The sequence below is a fragment of the Streptomyces sp. 4F14 genome (genome assembly GCF_048159485.1).
Classification (GTDB): Bacteria; Actinomycetota; Actinomycetes; order Streptomycetales; family Streptomycetaceae; genus Streptomyces.
Genome location: NZ_JBLRVY010000042.1, coordinates 39,134 through 57,888 on the forward strand (window position 1 = coordinate 39,134; position 18,755 = coordinate 57,888).

15 protein-coding genes and 1 other RNA gene are annotated in these 18,755 nt (G+C 70.3%); 9 read left to right on the forward strand and 7 right to left on the reverse strand.

Features of this window, described 5'->3' with window-relative positions; translation table 11 throughout:
• Positions 1-219 precede the first annotated feature (219 nt).
• The 4 genes from ACLZOT_RS45250 to ACLZOT_RS45265 all read left to right on the forward strand — a co-directional run bounded on the left by ACLZOT_RS45250 (position 220) and on the right by ACLZOT_RS45265 (position 5,629).
• The gene (locus ACLZOT_RS45250) at positions 220-1,944 is read left to right on the forward strand and encodes a serine/threonine-protein kinase (protein ID WP_416975106.1); all 1,725 of its coding nucleotides are present in this window, start codon (positions 220-222) and stop codon (positions 1,942-1,944) included.
• Positions 1,945-2,056: 112 nt separating this feature from the next.
• On the forward strand, positions 2,057-3,283 hold the full coding sequence (locus tag ACLZOT_RS45255; RefSeq protein WP_416975107.1) for a serine/threonine-protein kinase: 1,227 nt from the start codon (positions 2,057-2,059) through the stop codon (positions 3,281-3,283).
• A 57-nt stretch (positions 3,284-3,340) separates the two neighbouring features.
• Positions 3,341-4,447, forward strand: a complete 1,107-nt coding sequence (gene prfB / locus ACLZOT_RS45260) for a peptide chain release factor 2 (RefSeq protein WP_416975108.1) — start codon at positions 3,341-3,343, stop codon at positions 4,445-4,447.
• A 306-nt stretch (positions 4,448-4,753) separates the two neighbouring features.
• The gene (locus ACLZOT_RS45265) at positions 4,754-5,629 is read left to right on the forward strand and encodes a hypothetical protein (protein ID WP_416975109.1); all 876 of its coding nucleotides are present in this window, start codon (positions 4,754-4,756) and stop codon (positions 5,627-5,629) included.
• A 364-nt stretch (positions 5,630-5,993) separates the two neighbouring features.
• Here the strand turns inward: ACLZOT_RS45265 and ACLZOT_RS45270 are convergent, their stop codons facing one another.
• Positions 5,994-6,185 carry a hypothetical protein gene (locus tag ACLZOT_RS45270; RefSeq protein WP_416975110.1) on the reverse strand — a complete coding sequence of 64 codons (192 nt, stop codon included), beginning with the start codon at positions 6,183-6,185 and terminating at the stop codon, positions 5,994-5,996.
• Positions 6,186-6,433: 248 nt separating this feature from the next.
• On the opposite strand from ACLZOT_RS45270, the gene ftsE reads away from it, so the two are divergent.
• The 5 genes from ftsE (at position 6,434) to ssrA (ending at position 10,394) form a co-directional block, all read left to right on the forward strand.
• The gene (gene ftsE, locus ACLZOT_RS45275) at positions 6,434-7,123 is read left to right on the forward strand and encodes a cell division ATP-binding protein FtsE (protein ID WP_416975111.1); all 690 of its coding nucleotides are present in this window, start codon (positions 6,434-6,436) and stop codon (positions 7,121-7,123) included.
• A 35-nt stretch (positions 7,124-7,158) separates the two neighbouring features.
• A complete protein-coding gene (ftsX, locus tag ACLZOT_RS45280) occupies positions 7,159-8,076 on the forward strand; it encodes a permease-like cell division protein FtsX (protein WP_409117981.1) in 918 nt (305 codons plus the stop codon).
• A gap of 67 nt (positions 8,077-8,143) precedes the next feature.
• A complete protein-coding gene (locus ACLZOT_RS45285) occupies positions 8,144-9,298 on the forward strand; it encodes a S41 family peptidase (RefSeq protein WP_416975112.1) in 1,155 nt (384 codons plus the stop codon).
• A 61-nt stretch (positions 9,299-9,359) separates the two neighbouring features.
• The gene (gene smpB, locus ACLZOT_RS45290) at positions 9,360-9,902 is read left to right on the forward strand and encodes an SsrA-binding protein SmpB (protein WP_416975137.1); all 543 of its coding nucleotides are present in this window, start codon (positions 9,360-9,362) and stop codon (positions 9,900-9,902) included.
• Between the two features lie 104 nt (positions 9,903-10,006).
• Positions 10,007-10,394: a transfer-messenger RNA gene (gene ssrA / locus ACLZOT_RS45295) on the forward strand.
• Between the two features lie 138 nt (positions 10,395-10,532).
• Here the strand turns inward: ssrA and ACLZOT_RS45300 are convergent.
• The 6 genes from ACLZOT_RS45300 to ACLZOT_RS45325 all read right to left on the reverse strand — a co-directional run bounded on the left by ACLZOT_RS45300 (position 10,533) and on the right by ACLZOT_RS45325 (position 18,729).
• Complete coding sequence (locus ACLZOT_RS45300; protein ID WP_416975113.1) at positions 10,533-11,534, reverse strand: LacI family DNA-binding transcriptional regulator; 1,002 nt, start codon at positions 11,532-11,534, stop codon at positions 10,533-10,535.
• Complete coding sequence (yicI, locus tag ACLZOT_RS45305) at positions 11,534-13,786, reverse strand: alpha-xylosidase (protein ID WP_416975114.1); 2,253 nt, start codon at positions 13,784-13,786, stop codon at positions 11,534-11,536. The genes ACLZOT_RS45300 and yicI overlap by 1 nt, the downstream gene beginning before the upstream one ends.
• An 11-nt stretch (positions 13,787-13,797) precedes the next feature.
• Positions 13,798-14,562, reverse strand: coding sequence for a carbohydrate ABC transporter permease (locus ACLZOT_RS45310; RefSeq protein WP_416975138.1), 765 nt, complete (start codon positions 14,560-14,562; stop codon positions 13,798-13,800).
• Positions 14,563-14,615: 53 nt separating this feature from the next.
• A complete protein-coding gene (locus tag ACLZOT_RS45315) occupies positions 14,616-15,515 on the reverse strand; it encodes a carbohydrate ABC transporter permease (RefSeq protein ID WP_416975115.1) in 900 nt (299 codons plus the stop codon).
• A complete protein-coding gene (locus ACLZOT_RS45320; protein ID WP_416975116.1) occupies positions 15,512-16,801 on the reverse strand; it encodes an ABC transporter substrate-binding protein in 1,290 nt (429 codons plus the stop codon). Before ACLZOT_RS45320 ends, ACLZOT_RS45315 begins: the two co-directional genes overlap by 4 nt.
• A gap of 215 nt (positions 16,802-17,016) precedes the next feature.
• Positions 17,017-18,729 (reverse strand): MFS transporter, encoded by a 1,713-nt coding sequence (locus tag ACLZOT_RS45325; RefSeq protein WP_416975117.1) that lies wholly within the window; start codon positions 18,727-18,729, stop codon positions 17,017-17,019.
• Positions 18,730-18,755 lie beyond the last annotated feature (26 nt).

An 18,755-nucleotide genomic window follows, 5' to 3' on the forward strand; every position in this document is an offset into this window, starting at 1 on the left:
GCCCGGCAACCATCGGACCGCGGAACGCGTCTTTCCGGTGAAGCCCGAGGACTTCCCGGTCTTACCCGGTCATTCGGCGTCAGGATGTTGACAGCGCCTCGAACGCGCGCGGGAGGGCGCCCGTACCCATAGCCGGACGACAGCCCCGTCCTCGGACCTCAGCACTACAGTGGTCGGAACATATGCAGGCACATCGGCAATCACCAGGGAGCGCGTGACGTGCGGCCAGTCGGCAGCAAGTACTTGCTTGAGGAGCCGCTCGGACGCGGCGCCACGGGCACCGTCTGGCGGGCCCGCCAGCGTGAGGCCGCGGGCGCCGAGGCCGCCGTGGCCGGACAGCCCGGTGAGACCGTCGCCATCAAGGTCCTCAAGGAGGAGCTGGCGAGCGACCCGGACGTCGTGATGCGGTTCCTGCGCGAGCGCTCGGTGCTGCTGCGCCTGACCCACCCGAACATCGTCCGGGTCCGCGACCTGGTCGTCGAGGGCGACCTCCTGGCCCTGGTCATGGACCTCGTCGAGGGCCCCGACCTGCACCGCTACCTGCGAGAGAACGGCCCCTTCAGCCCCGTCGCCGCCGCCCTGCTGACCGCCCAGGTGGCCGACGCCCTCGCGGCGAGCCACGCGGACGGCGTCGTCCACCGCGACCTGAAGCCCGCCAACGTCCTGCTGCGCCAGCAGGGCGGCCAGATGCACCCCCTGCTGACCGACTTCGGCATCGCCCGCCTCGCCGACTCGCCGGGCCTGACCCGCACCAGCGAGTTCGTCGGCACGCCCGCGTACGTCGCGCCCGAGTCCGCCGAGGGCCGCCCGCAGACCTCCGCCGTGGACATCTACGGCGCCGGCATCCTGATGTACGAGCTGGTCACCGGCCGCCCGCCGTTCGCCGGGGGCTCCGCCCTCGAAGTCCTGCACCAGCACCTGAGCGCCGAACCGCGCCGCCCCTCCACCGTCCCGGAACCCCTGTGGACGGTCATCGAACGCTGCCTGCGCAAGAACCCCGCCGAACGCCCCGGGGCGCAGTCCCTCGCGCGTGCGCTCCGGATCGTCGCCGAGGGCGTCGGCGTGCACGCGAACTCGATGCAGATCGCCGCCGCCGAGGGCGTCGGCCACATCCTCACGCCCGACCCGGCACCCGCGGCCGTCCCCGGCGCCGACGGCTCCGCCGACCCGACCCAGGTGCTGCCGCACAGCGCACCCGCGGGCGCGTACGACCCGAACGCGGCCACCAGCGTCCTCCCGCACGCGGGCACGCCCTCGCACGCGGGCGCCACCGACCCCACCGCCGTCCTCCCGCAGACCGGCGCCGCCGACCCGACGGCCGTCCTCCCGCCGGTCCCCCCGGGCCAGCAGGGCCCCGGACCGCAGGAGCCGCACCCCTGGCAGAACCAGCTGCGCGCCGCGCGCGACCGCAACGAACAGACGCAGGTCCAGTACCTGGACCCCGGCGAGGACCCGTTGCGCCGCCGCCCCCAGCGGCAGGTCAACCGCCCGCAGCAGCAGCCGTACCAGCAGCCCCCGCAAGGGCCGCCTCAGGGACCTCCGCAGGGACACCGGCCCCAGGGGCGCCAGCAGAGCGGCCCGCCCGGCCCCCCTGTCCAGGCATACGGCTACCAGCAGCAACAGCCGCCCCAGCAGCAGCGGTACGCCCCCGCGCCCGCGCCGGAGCGCCGTCAGCCCCAGCGGCCCGCGCCGGAGCCGCGCGAACGCGAACCCCGCGAGCCGCGCCGGCGCAGCGCCAACCCGATGCGCGTCCCCGGGCTCGGCTGCCTCAAGGGCTGCCTGTTCACGATCCTCATCCTGTTCGTCGCGAGCTGGCTGATCTGGGAGTTCTCGCCCCTCCAGGACTGGATCGGGGACGGCAAGGGCTACTGGGACCAGCTCACCGACTGGTTCTCGACGGTCACCGGATGGTTCGAGGACCTGGGCGGCGGCTCGGGCAACTGAGCGGCGAGGTTGGGGATTTGTCGACATCCGGCGGGTGATTTCCGCCTCCGCTGTGAAGGTCGGCTCTCCGGACGCGTACGTTTAGCCGCAACACGCGTCGGTAGGAGCAGTCTTGGCACGGAAGATCGGCAGCCGGTACACCGCCCACCAGATCCTGGGGCGGGGCAGCGCCGGCACGGTGTGGCTCGGCGAGGGTCCCGAAGGGCCCGTCGCGATCAAGCTGCTGCGCGAGGACCTCTCGTCGGACGAGGAACTGGTCGGGCGGTTCGTCCAGGAGCGCACGGCGCTGCTCGGGCTCTCCCACCCGAACGTCGTCTCCGTCCGGGACCTGGTGGTCGACGGCAACGACCTCGCGCTCGTCATGGACCTCGTCCGGGGCACGGACCTGCGCACGCGCCTGGACCGCGACCGGCGGCTCGCGCCCGAGGCCGCCGTCGCGATCGTCGCGGACATCGCCGAGGGACTCGCCGCCGCGCACGCCGCAGGGGTCGTACACCGCGACGTGAAGCCCGAGAACGTCCTCCTGGACATGCAGGGGCCCCTCGGGCCCGGCGGGTCCCACCAGGCGCTCCTGACGGACTTCGGCGTCGCGAAGCTGATCGACACGCCGAAGCGGACCAAGGCCACGAAGATCATCGGAACACCCGACTACCTGGCCCCCGAGATAGTCGAAGGGCTCCCCCCGCGCGCGTCGGTCGACATCTACGCCCTCGCGACCGTCCTCTACGAGCTGCTCGCCGGCTTCACCCCCTTCGGCGGCGGCCACCCCGGCGCGGTCCTGCGGCGGCACGTCACCGAGTCCGTCGCACCCCTGCCGGGCATCCCCGACGAGCTGTGGCAGCTCCTCGTCCAGTGCCTCGCCAAGGCACCCGCCTCGCGCCTGCGCGCGTCCGAACTCGCCGCGCGCCTGCGCGAGCTGCTGCCGTCCCTCTCGGGTATGCCGCCGTTGGACGTCGACGAGCCCGAGGCGGAGGCCGTCGAGATCGCCGACGAACCCGAACCCGACGCCGCCCCCCAGGGGGCCGTACGGCGCGGCGCGGTGCCTCTCGTGCCGGGTGCCAAGCCGGACTCCAACCGGGACACGCACACCTCGATGAGGGTGCCGGCCGCCGACGAGCTGGCGGGGGGCGCGCACGGCACCGCGCGCGTGCCGCGGGCCTCCGGCGCACCCCGGCCGGGCTCCGCCCGCAACCGTGCCTCCACGCGCAGGCGCAGGGTGATCATCAGCGTCGCCGGAGCCGCCCTCGCCGCGGCCCTGGGCGTGGGCGCCTGGTTCGCGACGTCGGACGACGGAGCGCCCGCGCAGGAGACCGGGAACTCCTCGCCCTCCACCCCCTGACCCCCTCCGTACGGCGGCAGCGGCGGCACTGTCGGTCGTTGCCGTTAGGCTGGGGGTGTGGCAGTCGTCGATGTATCCGAAGAGCTGAAGTCCCTCTCCTCGACCATGGAGTCGATCGAGGCCGTCCTGGACCTCGACAAACTGAGGGCAGACATCGCCGTGCTCGAGGAGCAGGCGGCGGCGCCGTCCCTGTGGGACAACCCGGACGAGGCGCAGAAGATCACCAGCAAGCTGTCCCACCTCCAGGCCGAGGTCAGGAAGGCGGACACCCTGCGCGGTCGGATCGACGACCTCGCCGTCCTCTTCGAGATGGCCGACGAGGAGGACGACCCGGACACCCGCGCGGAGGCCGAGTCCGAACTCGCGTCGGTGCGCAAGGCGCTGGACGAGATGGAGGTCCGTACGTTGCTCAGCGGCGAGTACGACTCCCGCGAGGCGCTCGTCAACATCCGCGCGGAGGCCGGTGGCGTGGACGCCGCCGACTTCGCGGAGAAGCTCCAGCGGATGTACCTGCGGTGGGCGGAGCAGAAGGGCTACAAGACCGAGCTGATCGAGACGTCGTACGCCGAAGAGGCCGGCATCAAGTCGACGACGTTCGCCGTGCACGTGCCGTACGCGTACGGACAGCTCTCCGTCGAGCAGGGCACGCACCGGCTCGTACGCATCTCGCCCTTCGACAACCAGGGGCGGCGGCAGACGTCGTTCGCGGGCGTGGAGGTGCTGCCCGTCGTCGAGCAGACCGACCACGTCGAGATCGACGAGTCCGAGCTGCGGGTCGACGTCTACCGGTCCTCCGGGCCCGGCGGGCAGGGCGTCAACACGACCGACTCCGCGGTGCGGCTGACCCACCTGCCCACCGGCATCGTCGTCTCCTGCCAGAACGAGCGCTCGCAGATCCAGAACAAGGCGACCGCGATGAACGTCCTCCAGGCGAAGCTCCTTGAGCGGCGCCGGCAGGAGGAGCAGGCCAAGATGGACGCGCTCAAGGGGGACGGCGGCAACTCCTGGGGCAACCAGATGCGTTCGTACGTCCTGCACCCGTACCAGATGGTCAAGGACCTGCGCACCGAGTTCGAGGTCGGCAACCCCGAGGCCGTGTTCAACGGCGAGATCGACGGGTTCCTGGAGGCCGGGATTCGCTGGCGCAAGCAGCAGGAGAAGTAGAGCTGTAGGTTTGTCGACAAGGCAATCGCCCCTGGGAATGGGGCGGTTGCCTTTTGTATGCCCTGGTGTCTGGGTTTTACGTCACACTCACAGATTCCAACACCTGGCATAGCGTGCGCAGGCGGACATTGCGCGCGCAACGGCCTTGACGGTGCTGTGAAAAATCGGGAGGGTGCAATCCGGCACGCGTTGTCCGCGAGGCGCATGTGAACCGGGGGACGTGGAACACCTCAGCCGTCCTCCGTCGATCACCGCCTCGACGACGCTGTCCCTCCCTGACGAACAGCTACTGGGGGTAGCAGCCATATGACCAAGAAGACGCGCGTCCGTATAGCGCGTATAGCCGCCGGCTCCATCATGGCCGCCGGTGCGTCCCTGACGGTGGCCGGCATCGCCTCCGCGGACCCGGCCGACCCGCCGCCGCCGGGCGACGACTGCACGATCGTGATCTGCACGGACCCGACGACGGCCGGCGGGACGTCCGACGGCGGAACCACGGATGGTGGCTCCACCACCGACGGCGGGACCACCACCGACGGTGGTACGACGACCGACGGTGGTACGACCACGGACGGCGGGACGACGACCGACGGCGGGACCACCACGGACGGTGGTACGACGACCGACGGTGGTACGACCACGGACGGCGGGACCACCACGACGGGTGGCTCCACGACGACGACTGGCGGCTCCACCACCACGACGACGGGCGGCAGCAGCTCCACGGGGGGCTCGTCCTCGACCGGTGGCTCCACCACGACGACCGGTGGCTCGTCCTCCACGGGCGGTTCCTCCTCCACCGGCGGTTCCACGACGACCGGCGGTTCCTCCTCCACGGGGGGCTCGTCCTCGACCGGTGGCTCCACCAGCACCGGCGGTTCGAGCAGCACCGGCGGTTCCACCGACGGCGGCTCCAGCGTCGGCCCCGAGTCCACCGGCGGCACCTCCGGCCCCTCCACCCAGGAGAAGGGCAGCTCCGCGCTGACCGACACCTCGGCCACCACCGGCACGAGCGGCACGACCGGCTCCGCCGCCGCGCAGGGCGGCAACGAGGAGCTCGCCGAGACCGGTGCCGGCCAGACCACCTTCCTGGTGATCGGCGCCGCGACGATGATCGTCGGCGGTATCGGCTTCCGCGTACTGCCCCGCCTCGTCGAGGGCCGTGGCGCCGCGGCCGCCTGACCGGCGGCCGTACGCGCTCAGCGGGCGTAGCTGAAGACGAGAGGCCCGGAGCCGTCGCTCCGGGCCTCTCGCATGTCCTTCGGGCCCGCTAGGCCGTGTCGTCACATTCCCGCCTGCCGGGCGGCTTCTGCCACGCGCTCCCCCAAGCTCTTCGAGCAGGGAGGGACCCCCAGCGGCGTTGTCGTCGGTTGCCGACGTCCCCCAAGCTCTTCGAGCAGGGGGGTGCCCCCACCGCGTCGACGCCCTCCTCCGCCTTGCAGCTGCACGCTCCCCCAAGTTCTCGGCTCCGCTCGAACAGGGAGGTGCCCCCATGACGCCGCCCGGCCCGCCCTCCGGGCGGACGACGGGAACGTGACGACACGGCCTAGGCGGTCTGGTGGGCCAGCAGGGCCACCGCCGCGACGAGGACGACGAGCGCGGCGATCAGGGCCGCCGGGCTCAGCGCGCCCAGCCAGTTCTCCTGCTGGAGCCGCTCGCGGTTCGCCCGGCACACCGGGCACCTGCCCTCGCTCACGGGCGCCGCGCAGTTAGCGCACACCAGCCGGTCGTACGTCATCCGCTCGCCCTCCTTCGCACCGGTTCTGCTCCGTACAACGCTCCGGGAAACGGATACGTTCCCGCCCTCCTACTGTGCCAGGTTCCCCCGGGACCCGCGCCGGATCGCCCCGGACGAGGGCGGACGCCCCTTCCCCGCCCGCGCGCAAATACGCACAAGCCACACCCAACAGTGACGGCCGCCTGCGCCGCCTCACCCGGTTCGCGTATGGTCACGCACATCTACCCCCAGCGACCTGTGGTGCACCCATGATCCGATTCGACAACGTCTCCAAGGTCTACCCCAAGCAGACCCACGCCGCTCTCCGGGATGTGTCCCTGGAGCTGGAGAAGGGCGAGTTCGTCTTCCTCGTGGGCTCCTCGGGCTCCGGGAAGTCGACCTTCCTGCGGCTGATCCTGCGCGAGGAGCGGTGCAGCCACGGTCAGGTGCACGTCCTCGGCAAGGACCTCGCCCGGCTGTCCAACTGGAAGGTGCCGCAGATGCGCCGCCAGCTCGGGACGGTCTTCCAGGACTTCCGGCTGCTGCCGAACAAGACGGTCGCCGAGAACGTCGCCTTCGCGCAGGAGGTCATCGGCAAGTCGAAGGGCGAGATCCGCAAGTCCGTGCCCCAGGTCCTCGACCTGGTCGGCCTCGGCGGCAAGGAGGACCGCCGCCCCGGCGAGCTGTCCGGCGGTGAGCAGCAGCGCGTCGCCATCGCGCGCGCGTTCGTCAACCGCCCCAAGCTGCTGATCGCGGACGAGCCGACCGGCAACCTCGACCCGCAGACCTCCGTCGGCATCATGAAGCTGCTCGACCGCATCAACCGGACGGGTACGACGGTCATCATGGCGACGCACGACCAGAACATCGTCGACCAGATGCGCAAGCGCGTCATCGAGCTGGAGAAGGGCCGCCTCGTCCGCGACCAGGCCCGCGGCGTCTACGGCTACCAGCACTGACCGCCCCCCGGTCCCACGGAAAGGCTTGAAGCGCGATGCGCGCCCAGTTCGTCCTCTCGGAGATCGGTGTCGGTCTCCGCCGCAACCTGACGATGACCTTCGCGGTCATCGTCTCCGTGGCCCTCTCGCTGGGTCTCTTCGGCGGCTCGCTGCTGATGAGCGACCAGGTCAGCACGATGAAGGGCTACTGGTACGACAAGGTCAACGTCTCGATCTTCCTCTGCAACAAGAGCGACGCCGAGTCGGACCCGAACTGCGCCAAGGGCGCGGTGACCGCGGACCAGAAGCAGCAGATCAAGACCGACCTGGAGAAGATGTCGGTCGTCCAGACGGTGACGTACGAATCGCAGGACGAGGCGTACAAGCACTACAAGGAGCAGTTCGGCGACTCGCCGCTGGCCGCGTCCCTCACGCCGGACCAGATGCAGGAGTCGTACCGGATCAAGCTGAAGGACCCGGAGAAGTACCAGGTCATCGCGACGGCCTTCAACGGACGTGACGGAGTCCAGTCCGTACAGGACCAGAAGGGGATTCTTGACAACCTCTTCGAACTGCTCAACCTGTTGAACCGCGCGGCTCTCGGCGTGATGGCGTTGATGCTCGTCGTGGCGTTGATGTTGATCGTCAACACGGTGCGCGTCTCGGCGTTCAGCCGTCGGCGTGAGACGGGGATCATGCGGCTGGTCGGCGCCTCCGGGTTCTACATCCAGGCGCCGTTCATCGCGGAGGCGGCCGTCGCCGGGTTCATCGGCGGGGTGCTCGCGTGCGTGGGGCTGACGCTCGGGCGGTACTTCACGATCGACCACGGCATGGCCCTGTCGCAGAAGCTGAGCCTCATCAACTTCATCGGCTGGGACGCCCTGCTGACGAAGCTTCCGCTGATCCTCGCGGCGAGCCTGCTGATGCCCGCCCTTGCCGCGTTCTTCGCGTTGCGCAAGTACCTGAAGGTGTGACACATGCCAAGAGGGCCGTACGGACAACTGCCCGTACGGCCCTTTCGCTTCCCCTAGACTCACGGCCATGTCAGGCCCCGACCTGTTCTCTCAGCCCCGCCGTTTCGGCCGCGGGGCCGCCCTGACCTTGGTGTTCGCGAGTGTGCTGGTGGCGGGGGCCGCGACGGGATCGCTGCCGCAGGGGGGCGAGGAGGCGGGGCCGGCCCGGTCCGTCGTCCCGGACGCGCGGCGGCAGGTGGCGCAGGCGGCCGCCGACGCGATGGCCGCGGGCAAGTCCCCCACGGAGGCCGCCGAGCGCGCGGTGAGCCGCAGCGGGGACCGGTGGGCGGCCGTCTACTCCGAGGGCGAGTACGAGGAGTTCGAGCAGGCGCTCGACGGGGAGTACACCGGCGTCGGCCTGTGGGCGCGGCGCGAGTCCGACGGGGGCATCGCCGTCAGCAGGGTCAGCGGCGGCTCACCCGCCGCGCACGCCGGCATCCGCGCGGGGGACCGGCTGACGAGCGTCGACGGGCGCGCGGTGGAGGGGCTGCCGGTCACCGACGTCCTGTCCCTGCTGCGCGGCGACGCGACCGACGCGCCCGCGGGTACGGCCGTACGGCTGGGGCTGTCGCGCGGCGCGCGCGCGTGGGACGAGACGGTGCGGCGCGCGACGCTGTCCACCGAACCGGTGACGGCGCAGAAGATCTCCGGCGGGGGAACTCTTGTTCGAGTCTCGGCGTTCACCAAGGGAGTGGGCGAGGCGGTACGGGCCGCCGTGCGAGAGGCGTCGGGAGGGGTCGTGCTGGATCTGCGGGGGAACTCGGGCGGGCTGGTCACCGAGGCGGTGAGCGTCGCCTCGGTCTTCCTCGACGGCGGCCTCGTGGCGACGTACGACGCGGACGGCGCCGAACACGCCCTGCACGCGGACGCGGGGGGCGACACCGCCAGACCCCTGGTCGCCCTCGTCGACGGGGGCACGATGAGCGCGGCCGAGCTGCTCACCGGGGCGCTCCAGGACCGGGGGCGCGCGGTCGTCGTCGGCGCGCGGACGTTCGGCAAGGGCTCGGTCCAGATGCCGACGCGGCTGCCGGACGGGTCGGTGGCGGAGCTGACGGTGGGGCACTACCGGACGCCCTCGGGGCACGCGGTGGACGGGGTGGGGATCACGCCCGACCTGGAGGTGGCGGCGGGGGTGCTGGAGCGGGCGGAGCGGGTGCTGAGCGGGTCGGGGCGGATGCCGTAGGGAAACGGCTTTCCCTCCGGGCCCCGGCTGGTGCGAAAATGGCGGGACTATGAGCAAGGGAATGTACGTACCGAAGGAGTCCCAGCCCAAGCAGGGCGGCGGGGGCGGCAAGGCGCGGGACGGGGAGAAGGGGGGCAAGCGCAAGATCGTCGCGCAGAACAAGAAGGCCCGGCACGACTACGCGATCGTCGACACGTACGAGGCGGGACTCGTCCTCACGGGGACCGAGGTCAAGTCGCTGCGCGAGGGGCGGACCTCGCTGACCGACGGGTTCGTGCAGATCGACCGGGGCGAGGCGTGGCTGCACAACGCGCACATCCCGGAGTACCACCAGGGCAGCTGGACCAACCACTCCGCGCGCCGCAAGCGCAAGCTGCTCCTGCACCGCGAGGAGATCGACAAGCTCGCGGTCAAGGCGGAGGAGAGCGGCCACACGATCGTGCCGCTCGCCCTGTACTTCAAGGACGGCCGGGCGAAGGCCGAGATCGCGCTCGCGCGCGGCAAGAAGGAGTACGACAAGCGGCAGACCCTGCGCGAGAAGCAGGACCGGCGGGACACCGACCGGGCCATCGCGGCGGCGAAGCGGCGCCAGCGGGGCGAGTAGCCGCGGGGAATACGGTGGCATGCGTGCGCGTTGGTCACGTACGATGGCATCAACGCCGACTCCGGTCGGTGCGCACCCCCTCGGGGGTTTTGAAAAATCAACATGGGGATGATCGGTTTCGACAGCGGTTGTCGAAGCAGGAGAAGCGTGTCGAGGAAGCGGCAATGATCTCGTAAACCATATGTCGCAACCAATAATCGCCAATAACAAGAGCGATTCCCGCGCCTTCGCCCTCGCTGCCTAATAAGCAGTGAGTGAAGGCCCTTGACGGGTGTCAGCCCGGGAGTGTTCCCGATCCGGACCCTGGCATAATCTAGGGGACTAAACCATCGAGCCCGGTCACGGGGTTCGATGGGAAATCAAACAGTGACTGGGCCCGTCGGCGACTTGTTCGCGTGATTGCCGGGGCCGAGAAAATCACAGCGAACTGCACACGGAGAAGTCCTGATTCCGCACCGGTGGACGCGGGTTCGATTCCCGCCATCTCCACGAGATGGGGATGGCCTGCGCTCGCAGAAAGCGCGAGCGCAGGCCATCTCGCTATATATCTGGGGGCATGACCCCCAGGCCCTCTCATCCCATGTAGTCAGAGGCCCCACTGCTTTCGAGCGGTGGGGCCTCTGGCTTTTCTCAGGCGTGCCGGGGAGCCGTGCTGGCCCGTCGGGTCAGCGCCGGGGGCAACAGCGTCGCCTCCGGCACCGGCTCTCCCGCGAGCTTCTCCATCAGCAGCTCCACGGCCCGCGTGCCGACCTGCTCGGACGGCAGGGCGACGGCGGTGACCTGGAGGTGTTCCGCGAGGTCGGCGGGGCAGATCGCGGTGACCGAGAGATCACCGGGGACGTTCAGCCCGAGCCCGCGGAACGCCTCGATGAGGGGTTCGAGGACCGCCTCGTTGTGGACGACGACCCCGGTCAACGCCGGTTGCTCGCGCAGCAGTCGCTCGGCGATCCGGCGGGCCGCGGCGGGCGTCGCCTCGCAGGGGTGCACGGCGGACCGCAGCCCGGCCCGGTCGGCGGCGGCGGTGAAACCCTGGACGACCCGCTGCGCGAACGCGGTCTGCCGGACGTACACCTCGGGCGGCGAGCCCACCAACGCGACGGCCCGGTGCCCGAGTTGGACGAGATGCTCGACGCACGCCTCGCCCGCCGCCCGGAAGTCGAGGTCGATGCAGGTGAGCCACTGCGGGCTGAGCGGGAACCCGATCATCACCGTCGGCCGCTCCAGCGACCGCAGCAACGGCAGCCGGGGATCGTGGAGTTGGACATCCATCAGGATCAGCGCGTCGACCTGCGCGGTGTCCGCGACGCGCCGCAGCCCCTCCTCGCCCTCCTCCTGGGTCAGGAGCAGCACGTCGTGGTCGAAGCGCCGCGCGGCCGTCACCACCGACGTCACGAACTGCATGACGACCGGGACGTGCATGCCGGTGCGTAAGGGGACGACGAGGGCGAGCACGTTGGACCGGCTGCTGGCCAGCGCCCGCGCCCCGGCGTGCGGCCGGTAGCCGAGGTCGCGCACCGCGTCCTGCACCCGCCGCCGGGTCTGTTCGGAGATCGGCCGCTTGCCGCTCAGCGCGTACGAGACGGTGCTCGGGGAGACGCCCGCGAGCCGCGCCACATCGGTGATCTTGACCATCAGCCCAACTCCACCGTCAGGAAACCGCATCCGGCCTTCGCCCGCGCCACCCGGTCCCCGGCGGCCAGCGCCCAGGGCGCCGACGGATCGCTCGCGGACGCCCGCAGCGTATTGCCCTCGCGCACGACAGTGAAGCTCACCTCCCCCACCCGTACGGTGACTTGGGCGCCGCGGTCGAGTCCGTACGTCCGCAGCGTCACCCCGTCGGCGTGCGGATAGTCGGGCCGGTCGGCGTGCGCGCCCACCGGGATCACCGCGCCGGGCCGCACCAGCAGCGGGACGCTCAGGAACCCGTGCGTCTCACGCACCCAGCGCGGGCCGGTGACGACGCGGCCGGTGAAGAAGTCGGTCCAGTCGCCCTCGGGCACGTAGTACCGCACGTCTCCCTCGTCGTTGAAGACCGGCGCCACCAACAGGTCGCCGCCCAGCATGTACTGGCGCTCCAGGTGCGCGCACCCGGGGTCGTCCGGGAACTCCAGGACCATCGCGCGCATCACCGGCACACCGTCCTCGTGTGCGGTGCGCGCCGCCTCGTACAGGTACGGCATGAGCCGCAGCTTCAGCCGGGTGAACAGCCGCAGGACGTCCACGGATTCGTCGTCGAAGAGCCACGGCACCCGGTACGAGGAGCTGCCGTGCAGCCGGCTGTGGGAGGACAACAGGCCGAAGGCGAGCCAGCGTTTGAACAGGGCCGGGGTCGGGGTGCCCTCGAAGCCGCCGATGTCGTGGCTCCAGTTGCCGAACCCGGACAGGCCGAGCGAGAGGCCGCCGCGCAGCGACTCGGCCATCGCTGCGTACGTCGACTCGCAGTCGCCGCCCCAGTGAACGGGGTACTTCTGGCTGCCCGTTGTGGCCGAGCGGGCGAAGACGACGGCCTCGCCCTCGCCGCGGTGCTTGCGCAGGACGTCGAAGACCGTGCGGTTGTAGAGGTACGCGTAGTAATTGTGCATGCGCTCCGGGTCGGAGCCGTCCGACCAGGCCACGTCCGTCGGGACGCGCTCGCCGAAGTCGGTCTTGAAGCAGTCGACGCCCTGGGCGAGGAGTTTCTCCAGCTTCGCCGCGTACCAGTCGCGGGCGGCAGGGTCGGTGAAGTCGACCAGGGCCATGCCGGGTTGCCACAGATCCCACTGCCAGACGCTGCCGTCCGGCCGCTTCAGCAGGTGGCCCAGCTCCTTGCCCTCCGCGAACAGCGGGGAGCGCTGGGCGATGTAGGGGTTGATCCAGACGCAGACGTGCAGGCCCTTCGCCTTCAGCCGGGCCAGCATGCCTTCCGGGTCGGGGAAGACGCGCGGGTCCCACTCGAAGTCGCACCAGTTCAGCTCGCGCATCCAGAAGCAGTCGAAGTGGAAGACGGACAGCGGGAGTTCACGTGCCCGCATGCCCTCGATGAACGAGGTGACGGTCTCCTCGTCGTACGAGGTGGTGAACGACGTCGACAGCCACAGCCCGAACGACCAGGCCGGCGGGAGCGCGGGGCGGCCGGTGAGGGCCGTGTACTTGCGCAGGATCTCCTTCGGGGTGGGCCCGTAGATGACGTAGTACGTCAACTCCTGTGCCTCGACGCTGAACTGGACCCGGGAAACCGCCTCGGAGCCGACCTCGAAGGACACCTTGCCCGGGTGGTCGACGAAGACGCCGTATCCGGCGTCGGTGAGGTAGAACGGCGTGTTCTTGTACGCCTGTTCGGTGGCGGTGCCGCCGTCGGCGTTCCAGATGTCCACCGTCTGGCCGTTCTTGACGAGAGGGCCGAACCGTTCGCCGAGCCCGTACACCGACGCCCCTACGGTCAGGGCGAGTTGCTCGCGCAGGTAGTGGGCGTCGGCGCGGGTGTCGCGCATGATGCCCATGCCCTTGGGGCCGCTGGAGGTGAGCGAGCGGCCGCCGGCGCGGAAGTCGAGGTGCCAGGGGCCGGAGCGGCTGACCTTCAGGGACAGTTCGCCGGAGGTGAGGGTCGCGTGGTCGGCGTCGTAGGCCAGGTGGGGGGTGAACTCCTCGGCGGTCAGGTCGAATTGGGGGGAGCGCGGGCGGTCGCCCCGGAAGTGGGCGAAGGTGACGCCGATGACGTCGGGCATCGGGGTGTGCGCGCTGATCGTCACGACCGGTCCCTTCAGCAGGTCGCCGCGGTGGCGGATGGGCTGGGTCGGGGCGTGGATCTCCAGCGTGCCGTCCGACGCGGTGACATCGAGCACCTCGGCGGGGTGGGCCGCGGTGATGCCGTCGCGCAGCAGCCAGTAACCGTCGGTGAACTTCACGTGGAGGCTCCTTACTTGACGGCACCCACGGCGATTCCGCGGGTGAGCGTGCGTTGGAAGACGAGGAAGAAGACGAGGGCGGGCAGCACGCCGAGCAGGGCCGCCGCGTTGGTCATCGTGGCGTCCATCAGCCGCTGCCCCTGAAGGACGCCGAGCGCCACCGACACCGTCTGGTTGTCGTTGGAGATCAGCATCACCAGCGGGAGCAGGAACTCGTTCCACGTCCACACGAAGAAGAAGACGAGCAGGACACCGAGCGTCGGACGGCTCATGGGTACGACGATCCGCCACAGGACCTGCCACTTGTTCGCGCCGTCCACCTGCGCCGCCTCGACCACCTCGCGGGGGAACCTGCCGAGGACCGCCGACAGCAGATAGGTGCCGAACGCCGCCTGGATCACCGTGAACACGATGATCACGCTCAATCTCGTGTCGTACAGGCCGAGTTGCTTGCTCAGGTAGTAGACGGGGTAGACCAGGGCCTCCTGCGGGACGACGTTGGCGAGGACGAAGAAGGCGAGGATCCAGGGGCGGCCCTTGATCCGGCCGATGCCGATCGCGTAGGCGTTCAGGAGCGACAGGAGGGTCGCGAGGATCGCCACCGACCCGCTGATCAGGGTGGAGTTGACGAGCTTCTGCGTGTAGTCGACGCGGGTCCAGAAGCTCTTGAGGCCGTCGAGGTAGAGGCCGTCCGGGAGGCTGAGGGGGCCGTTCTGGGCGTATTCCGCCGGGGACTTGAAGGCGTTGAGGGTGACGATGAGGAAGGGGGTGATCATGAAGAGGGCGGCGAGACAGAGGGCCAGGAGAACGGGGTATCGCTTCAGTACGGTCAACTCGGCTCCTCTTCCTGCCTGTTCTGGAGTCTCAGCGCGATCAGCGAGAGCGTGAGGATCAGGACCGTCAGCACCGTCGAGATCGCGGCCCCGTACCCGACCTGCGTCTTCTCGAAGAACGTCGTGAACGAGAAGTACGACGGCACGTCCGTCGCCCCGCCGGGCCCGCCCTTCGTCAGGACGTACACCGCGCCGAACACCTTCAGCGCGGCGATCGTGCACCAGGTCAGCACCACGGAGATCTCCGGCCGGATCTGCGGCAGCGTGATGTGCCAGAAGCGGCGCCACCAACCCGCCCCGTCCAGCTCGGCCGCCTCGTGCAGCTGCGGGTCGACGCGTTCCAGGCCGGCCATGAACACCACGAGCGGGAAGCCGAGTTGGACCCAGACCATGACGCCCATGACGCTGTAGAGCGCGAAGTCCGGGTCGCCCAGCCAGTCCTGCTGCCAGCCCGACAGGCCGACGGCGCCCAGGAGTTCGTTGAGCGAGCCGTTGTCCGGGGCGAGGATCCAGCTCCACACGATGCCGGCGACCGCGATCGGCAGCACCTGCGGAAGATAGAAACAGGCCCGCAGAACGGCCGTGATCCGGCTGCCGAAGTGCTTGCCGACAAAGTCGAACAGGGCGGCGGCCAAGACGAGTCCGACGGCCGTGGGCAGCGCCGCCATCGCCACGACCATGAACAGGCTGTGCCGGAACGACTCCCAGAACGCCGAATCGTCCAGCAGCTCACGGTAGTTGGCGAGACCCGCCCACTCCGGAGTGCCGACGCCCTGCCAACTCGTGAAACTCACACCGGTGTTCATCAGGAACGGCACGATTACGACCGCGAGGAACGCGAGGACGCCGGGGACCAGGAAGAGCGCGTACGACGACGGACGGCGGGGCGCCGTCATGAGGCCGGGACACCCTTGTCGTACGCCTTCTCCACCGCGTCCAGGAACCCTTCCGGCTTCTCGCTGCCGGTGATGAGCTTCTGTGTCTCGGAGACCAGGACGTCGTAGAAGCCGGGGACGGGCCAGTCGGGGTAGAAGGCGAGGCCGTCACGGGCGCTCAGTGCGGTGAAGTCGGTGATGAGCCGCTTCGACTTGGGGTCGGTGATCGCCGCCGGGTCGGCCGCGACGGGCACCCCGCCCTTGTCGCCCAGGAGGTTCTGGATCCTCTTCGACAGGGTGATGTCGATGAAGTCGTAGGCGAGTTGCTTGTTCTTCGCGCTCTTCGGTACGACCCACAGGTTTCCGCCCGAGCCGAGCGTGAGCTTCGAGTCCGGCCACAGGGAGGTGCCCCAGTCGAACGTCGCCTCCGAGCGGAAGCGGCCGTACCACCAGCTCCCCGAGAACAGGATCGGCGCCTTGCCCTGGAGGAAGGAGACGCCCGCCTGCTCGGCCGTCGCGCCGCTCGAACTCTTCGCCAGGTAGCCCTTCTTGACCCACTCCGCGAAGGTCTCGGCCGCGTACGTCCAGGCCGCGTCGTGGAAGTCGGGCTTGCCCTTGTACAGCTCGTAGGAGTCGACCCAGGCGCGGTCCGCCCTGGTGAGGGCGAGCTGGTAGAGGTACTGGTGGGCCAGGTACTCCGCGCCGGCGTTGGCCAGCGGGGTGATGCCCTTGTCCTTGAACTTCTGGAGGGCCGCCGTGAGTTGGGCCGATGTCGTCGGCTCCTGGACGCCGTACTTCTTGAAGAGGTCCTTGTTGAAGTAGAGCATCGTGTATTCGGCGTAGTTGGTGACTCCGTACCAACTCCCGGAGCCCATCACACCGTTGGTGTACTGGCTGGTCGTGCGGACGCCGGGGCTGAGGAGCTTGTCCCAGCCGCGCTTCGTGACCTCCGCGGTGAGGTCCGTCAGCAGGCCCTGTTTCGAGAGGAGGCCCGCCGTCGCGTTGCCCTTGTTGTACTCCATCAGGTCCGGTGCGTCCGAGGAGTTGAGGACCATCGGGGCCGTCTTCTGGATCTGCTCGAAGCTCTTCTCCTCGAACTTCACCTTCACACCCGGGTGCTGGGCCTCGAACTCCTTGATCGCCTCCGTCCAGGCCACGCCCATCGCGCTGTTGGGGGCCTCGTAGTGCCACAGGCGCAGGGTCGTTCCGTCCGATCCTCCGTCGCCCGATCCGCCGCAGGAGGCGAGGAGGAGGGCTGTGCTCAGTGCCGCCGCTGTCGTCAGTGTCCGCCGTCGTGCCGTCAACATCCAGGTTCTCCACGGGAGTTCGGATGGTTCTTCGGGCTTTCTTCGGGCCGGGTCGCGTCACGCGGGTGTCCGTCGAATCGATTCGATGCGTGACGTCGAAGCGCTTCGACGGAGGAAGTTATTGGGTGGGTGGAGGTGCGTCAATGGGGGTGGCAGGGAACGAGGGAAGCGGTTCGATTATGACGGGGGCCGTCGTGTGGTGGTGAGGGTGGTGGTCATGCGGGCGTGTGGGGGCGGGGGTTGGGCGTTGTGGGCGGTGCGGTTCGGCCGGTGTCCGGTGTCGGGGTGGGTGTGGCTCGGCCGGTGTCCGGTGTGGGGGGCGGTGCGGTCTGTGTGGCGTCCGGCGCTGGGGTCGGTGCGGTCCGGTCGGCGGTCACGCTCCGCCATGCCAGCGTGACCAGCAGCGCCGTGGCCGCCGCGGCGACCGGCAGGGCGTAGCCGGCCGTGGGGGACGCGTGGTCCGTCACCCACCCGCCGAGCGCGCTGCCCGCGGCGATTCCGCCGAGGAGGCCGGTCACCGCGAGGGTCATGCCCTCGTTGAGGCGGCCCTCGGGGGTGCGCTGCTGGATCAGGGTCATGCCGGTGATCATCGTGGGGGCGGTCGCGGCTCCGGCGACGAGGAGGGCGACGGCGAGGAGGGGGAGGGAGCCGGTGAGGGTGGCGGCCAGGAGAGGGAGGGTGAGGAGGGTGGTCATGGCGGCGATGCACCAGGGGTAACGGCGGGCGGCTGGGGTGGAGTTGGGGGAGGCAGGGGGTGGGGTGGAGGTGGGCGGCTCGGCGGCGGGCAGAGGGGTGGAGGTGTGGGGCGGTGCGGCGGCGGACGGAGGGGTGGAGGTGTGGGGTGGCTCGGCAGTGGACAGTGGGCCGGAGGTGTGAGGCGGTGGGGCGGCGGGCAGAAGGGCGGGGTCCGTGCTCGGGGAGGCGCCGGAAGCCGGCCTGCCCTCCAGGGCTTGCGTTGCTCCGGAGGGCGCCTCGGCTCCGGTAGCCGTGCGTCTCCTGCCGAAGGGCCTGCCTGCTCCGGGAGTTGGCCGGCCCTTGCCGGCGGCCCCGTCGCCGTGCCCCGTCAGCGTGCCGAACGCCAGCCCCGCCAGCGCCGATCCGCCCGCCTGGAGTCCCAACACCAGCCCCGCGGCGGCCCGGTGACCTGCCTCGTCCGCGAAGGCGACGGTCACGACCTCCGTCGCGCCGAACACCGCGCCCAGACAGAGGCACACAGCGAGCAGCGGCGGCATCCCGGGCGCGGCGAGCGGTGATGTGGCGGAGGGGCGGGCGTGCGGCGGCGGCTGGGTCGAACGCTGCGCGGCGAACAGCAGGATGCCGGTGACGAGGAGCACCGCCGCGACCAGCGTCCCGGCCTCGGGGAAGACGTTCGCGCACAGCAGCGCCGCGAGCAACGGGCCCAGCAGGAAGCAGAGTTCGTCCGCCGCCTGTTCGAAGGAGTTCGCGGTGTGCAGGGCCGCCTGGTCCCCGGCCAGCAGGTGGGCCCAGCGGGCGCGGGACATGCCGCCCGTGTTGGGGGTGGTTGCCGTCGCGGCGTACGCGGCGAACAGCGTCCACACCGGGGCGTCGTAACGGACGCACAGCACCAGGGTGATGCTGCCGAGCGCGGCGAACAGGGTTGCGGGCACGGCGACTTGGGCCTGCCCTCGGCGGTCGATGAGGCGCGCGGTCCAGGGGGCGACAACTGCCGTCGCCGCGAGGCCCGTTGCGCTGACGGCTCCGGCGAGCGCGTACGAGCCGTGGGCGTCGGCGATCATCATCACCGCGCCGACGCCGAACATCCCGGAGGGGAGGCGGGCGACGAGGTTGCCGGCGGTGAAGGCGCGGGTGCCGGGGCGGGACAGGAGGCGGCGGTAGGGGCCGGGGGTGCGGAGTGCTCCCGGCGTGTTTCCGGGGGTGCGTGGTGAGTTGTGGTGGGCGTGGGGCATGCGGTCAACGGTCGTCCGGCGGTGAT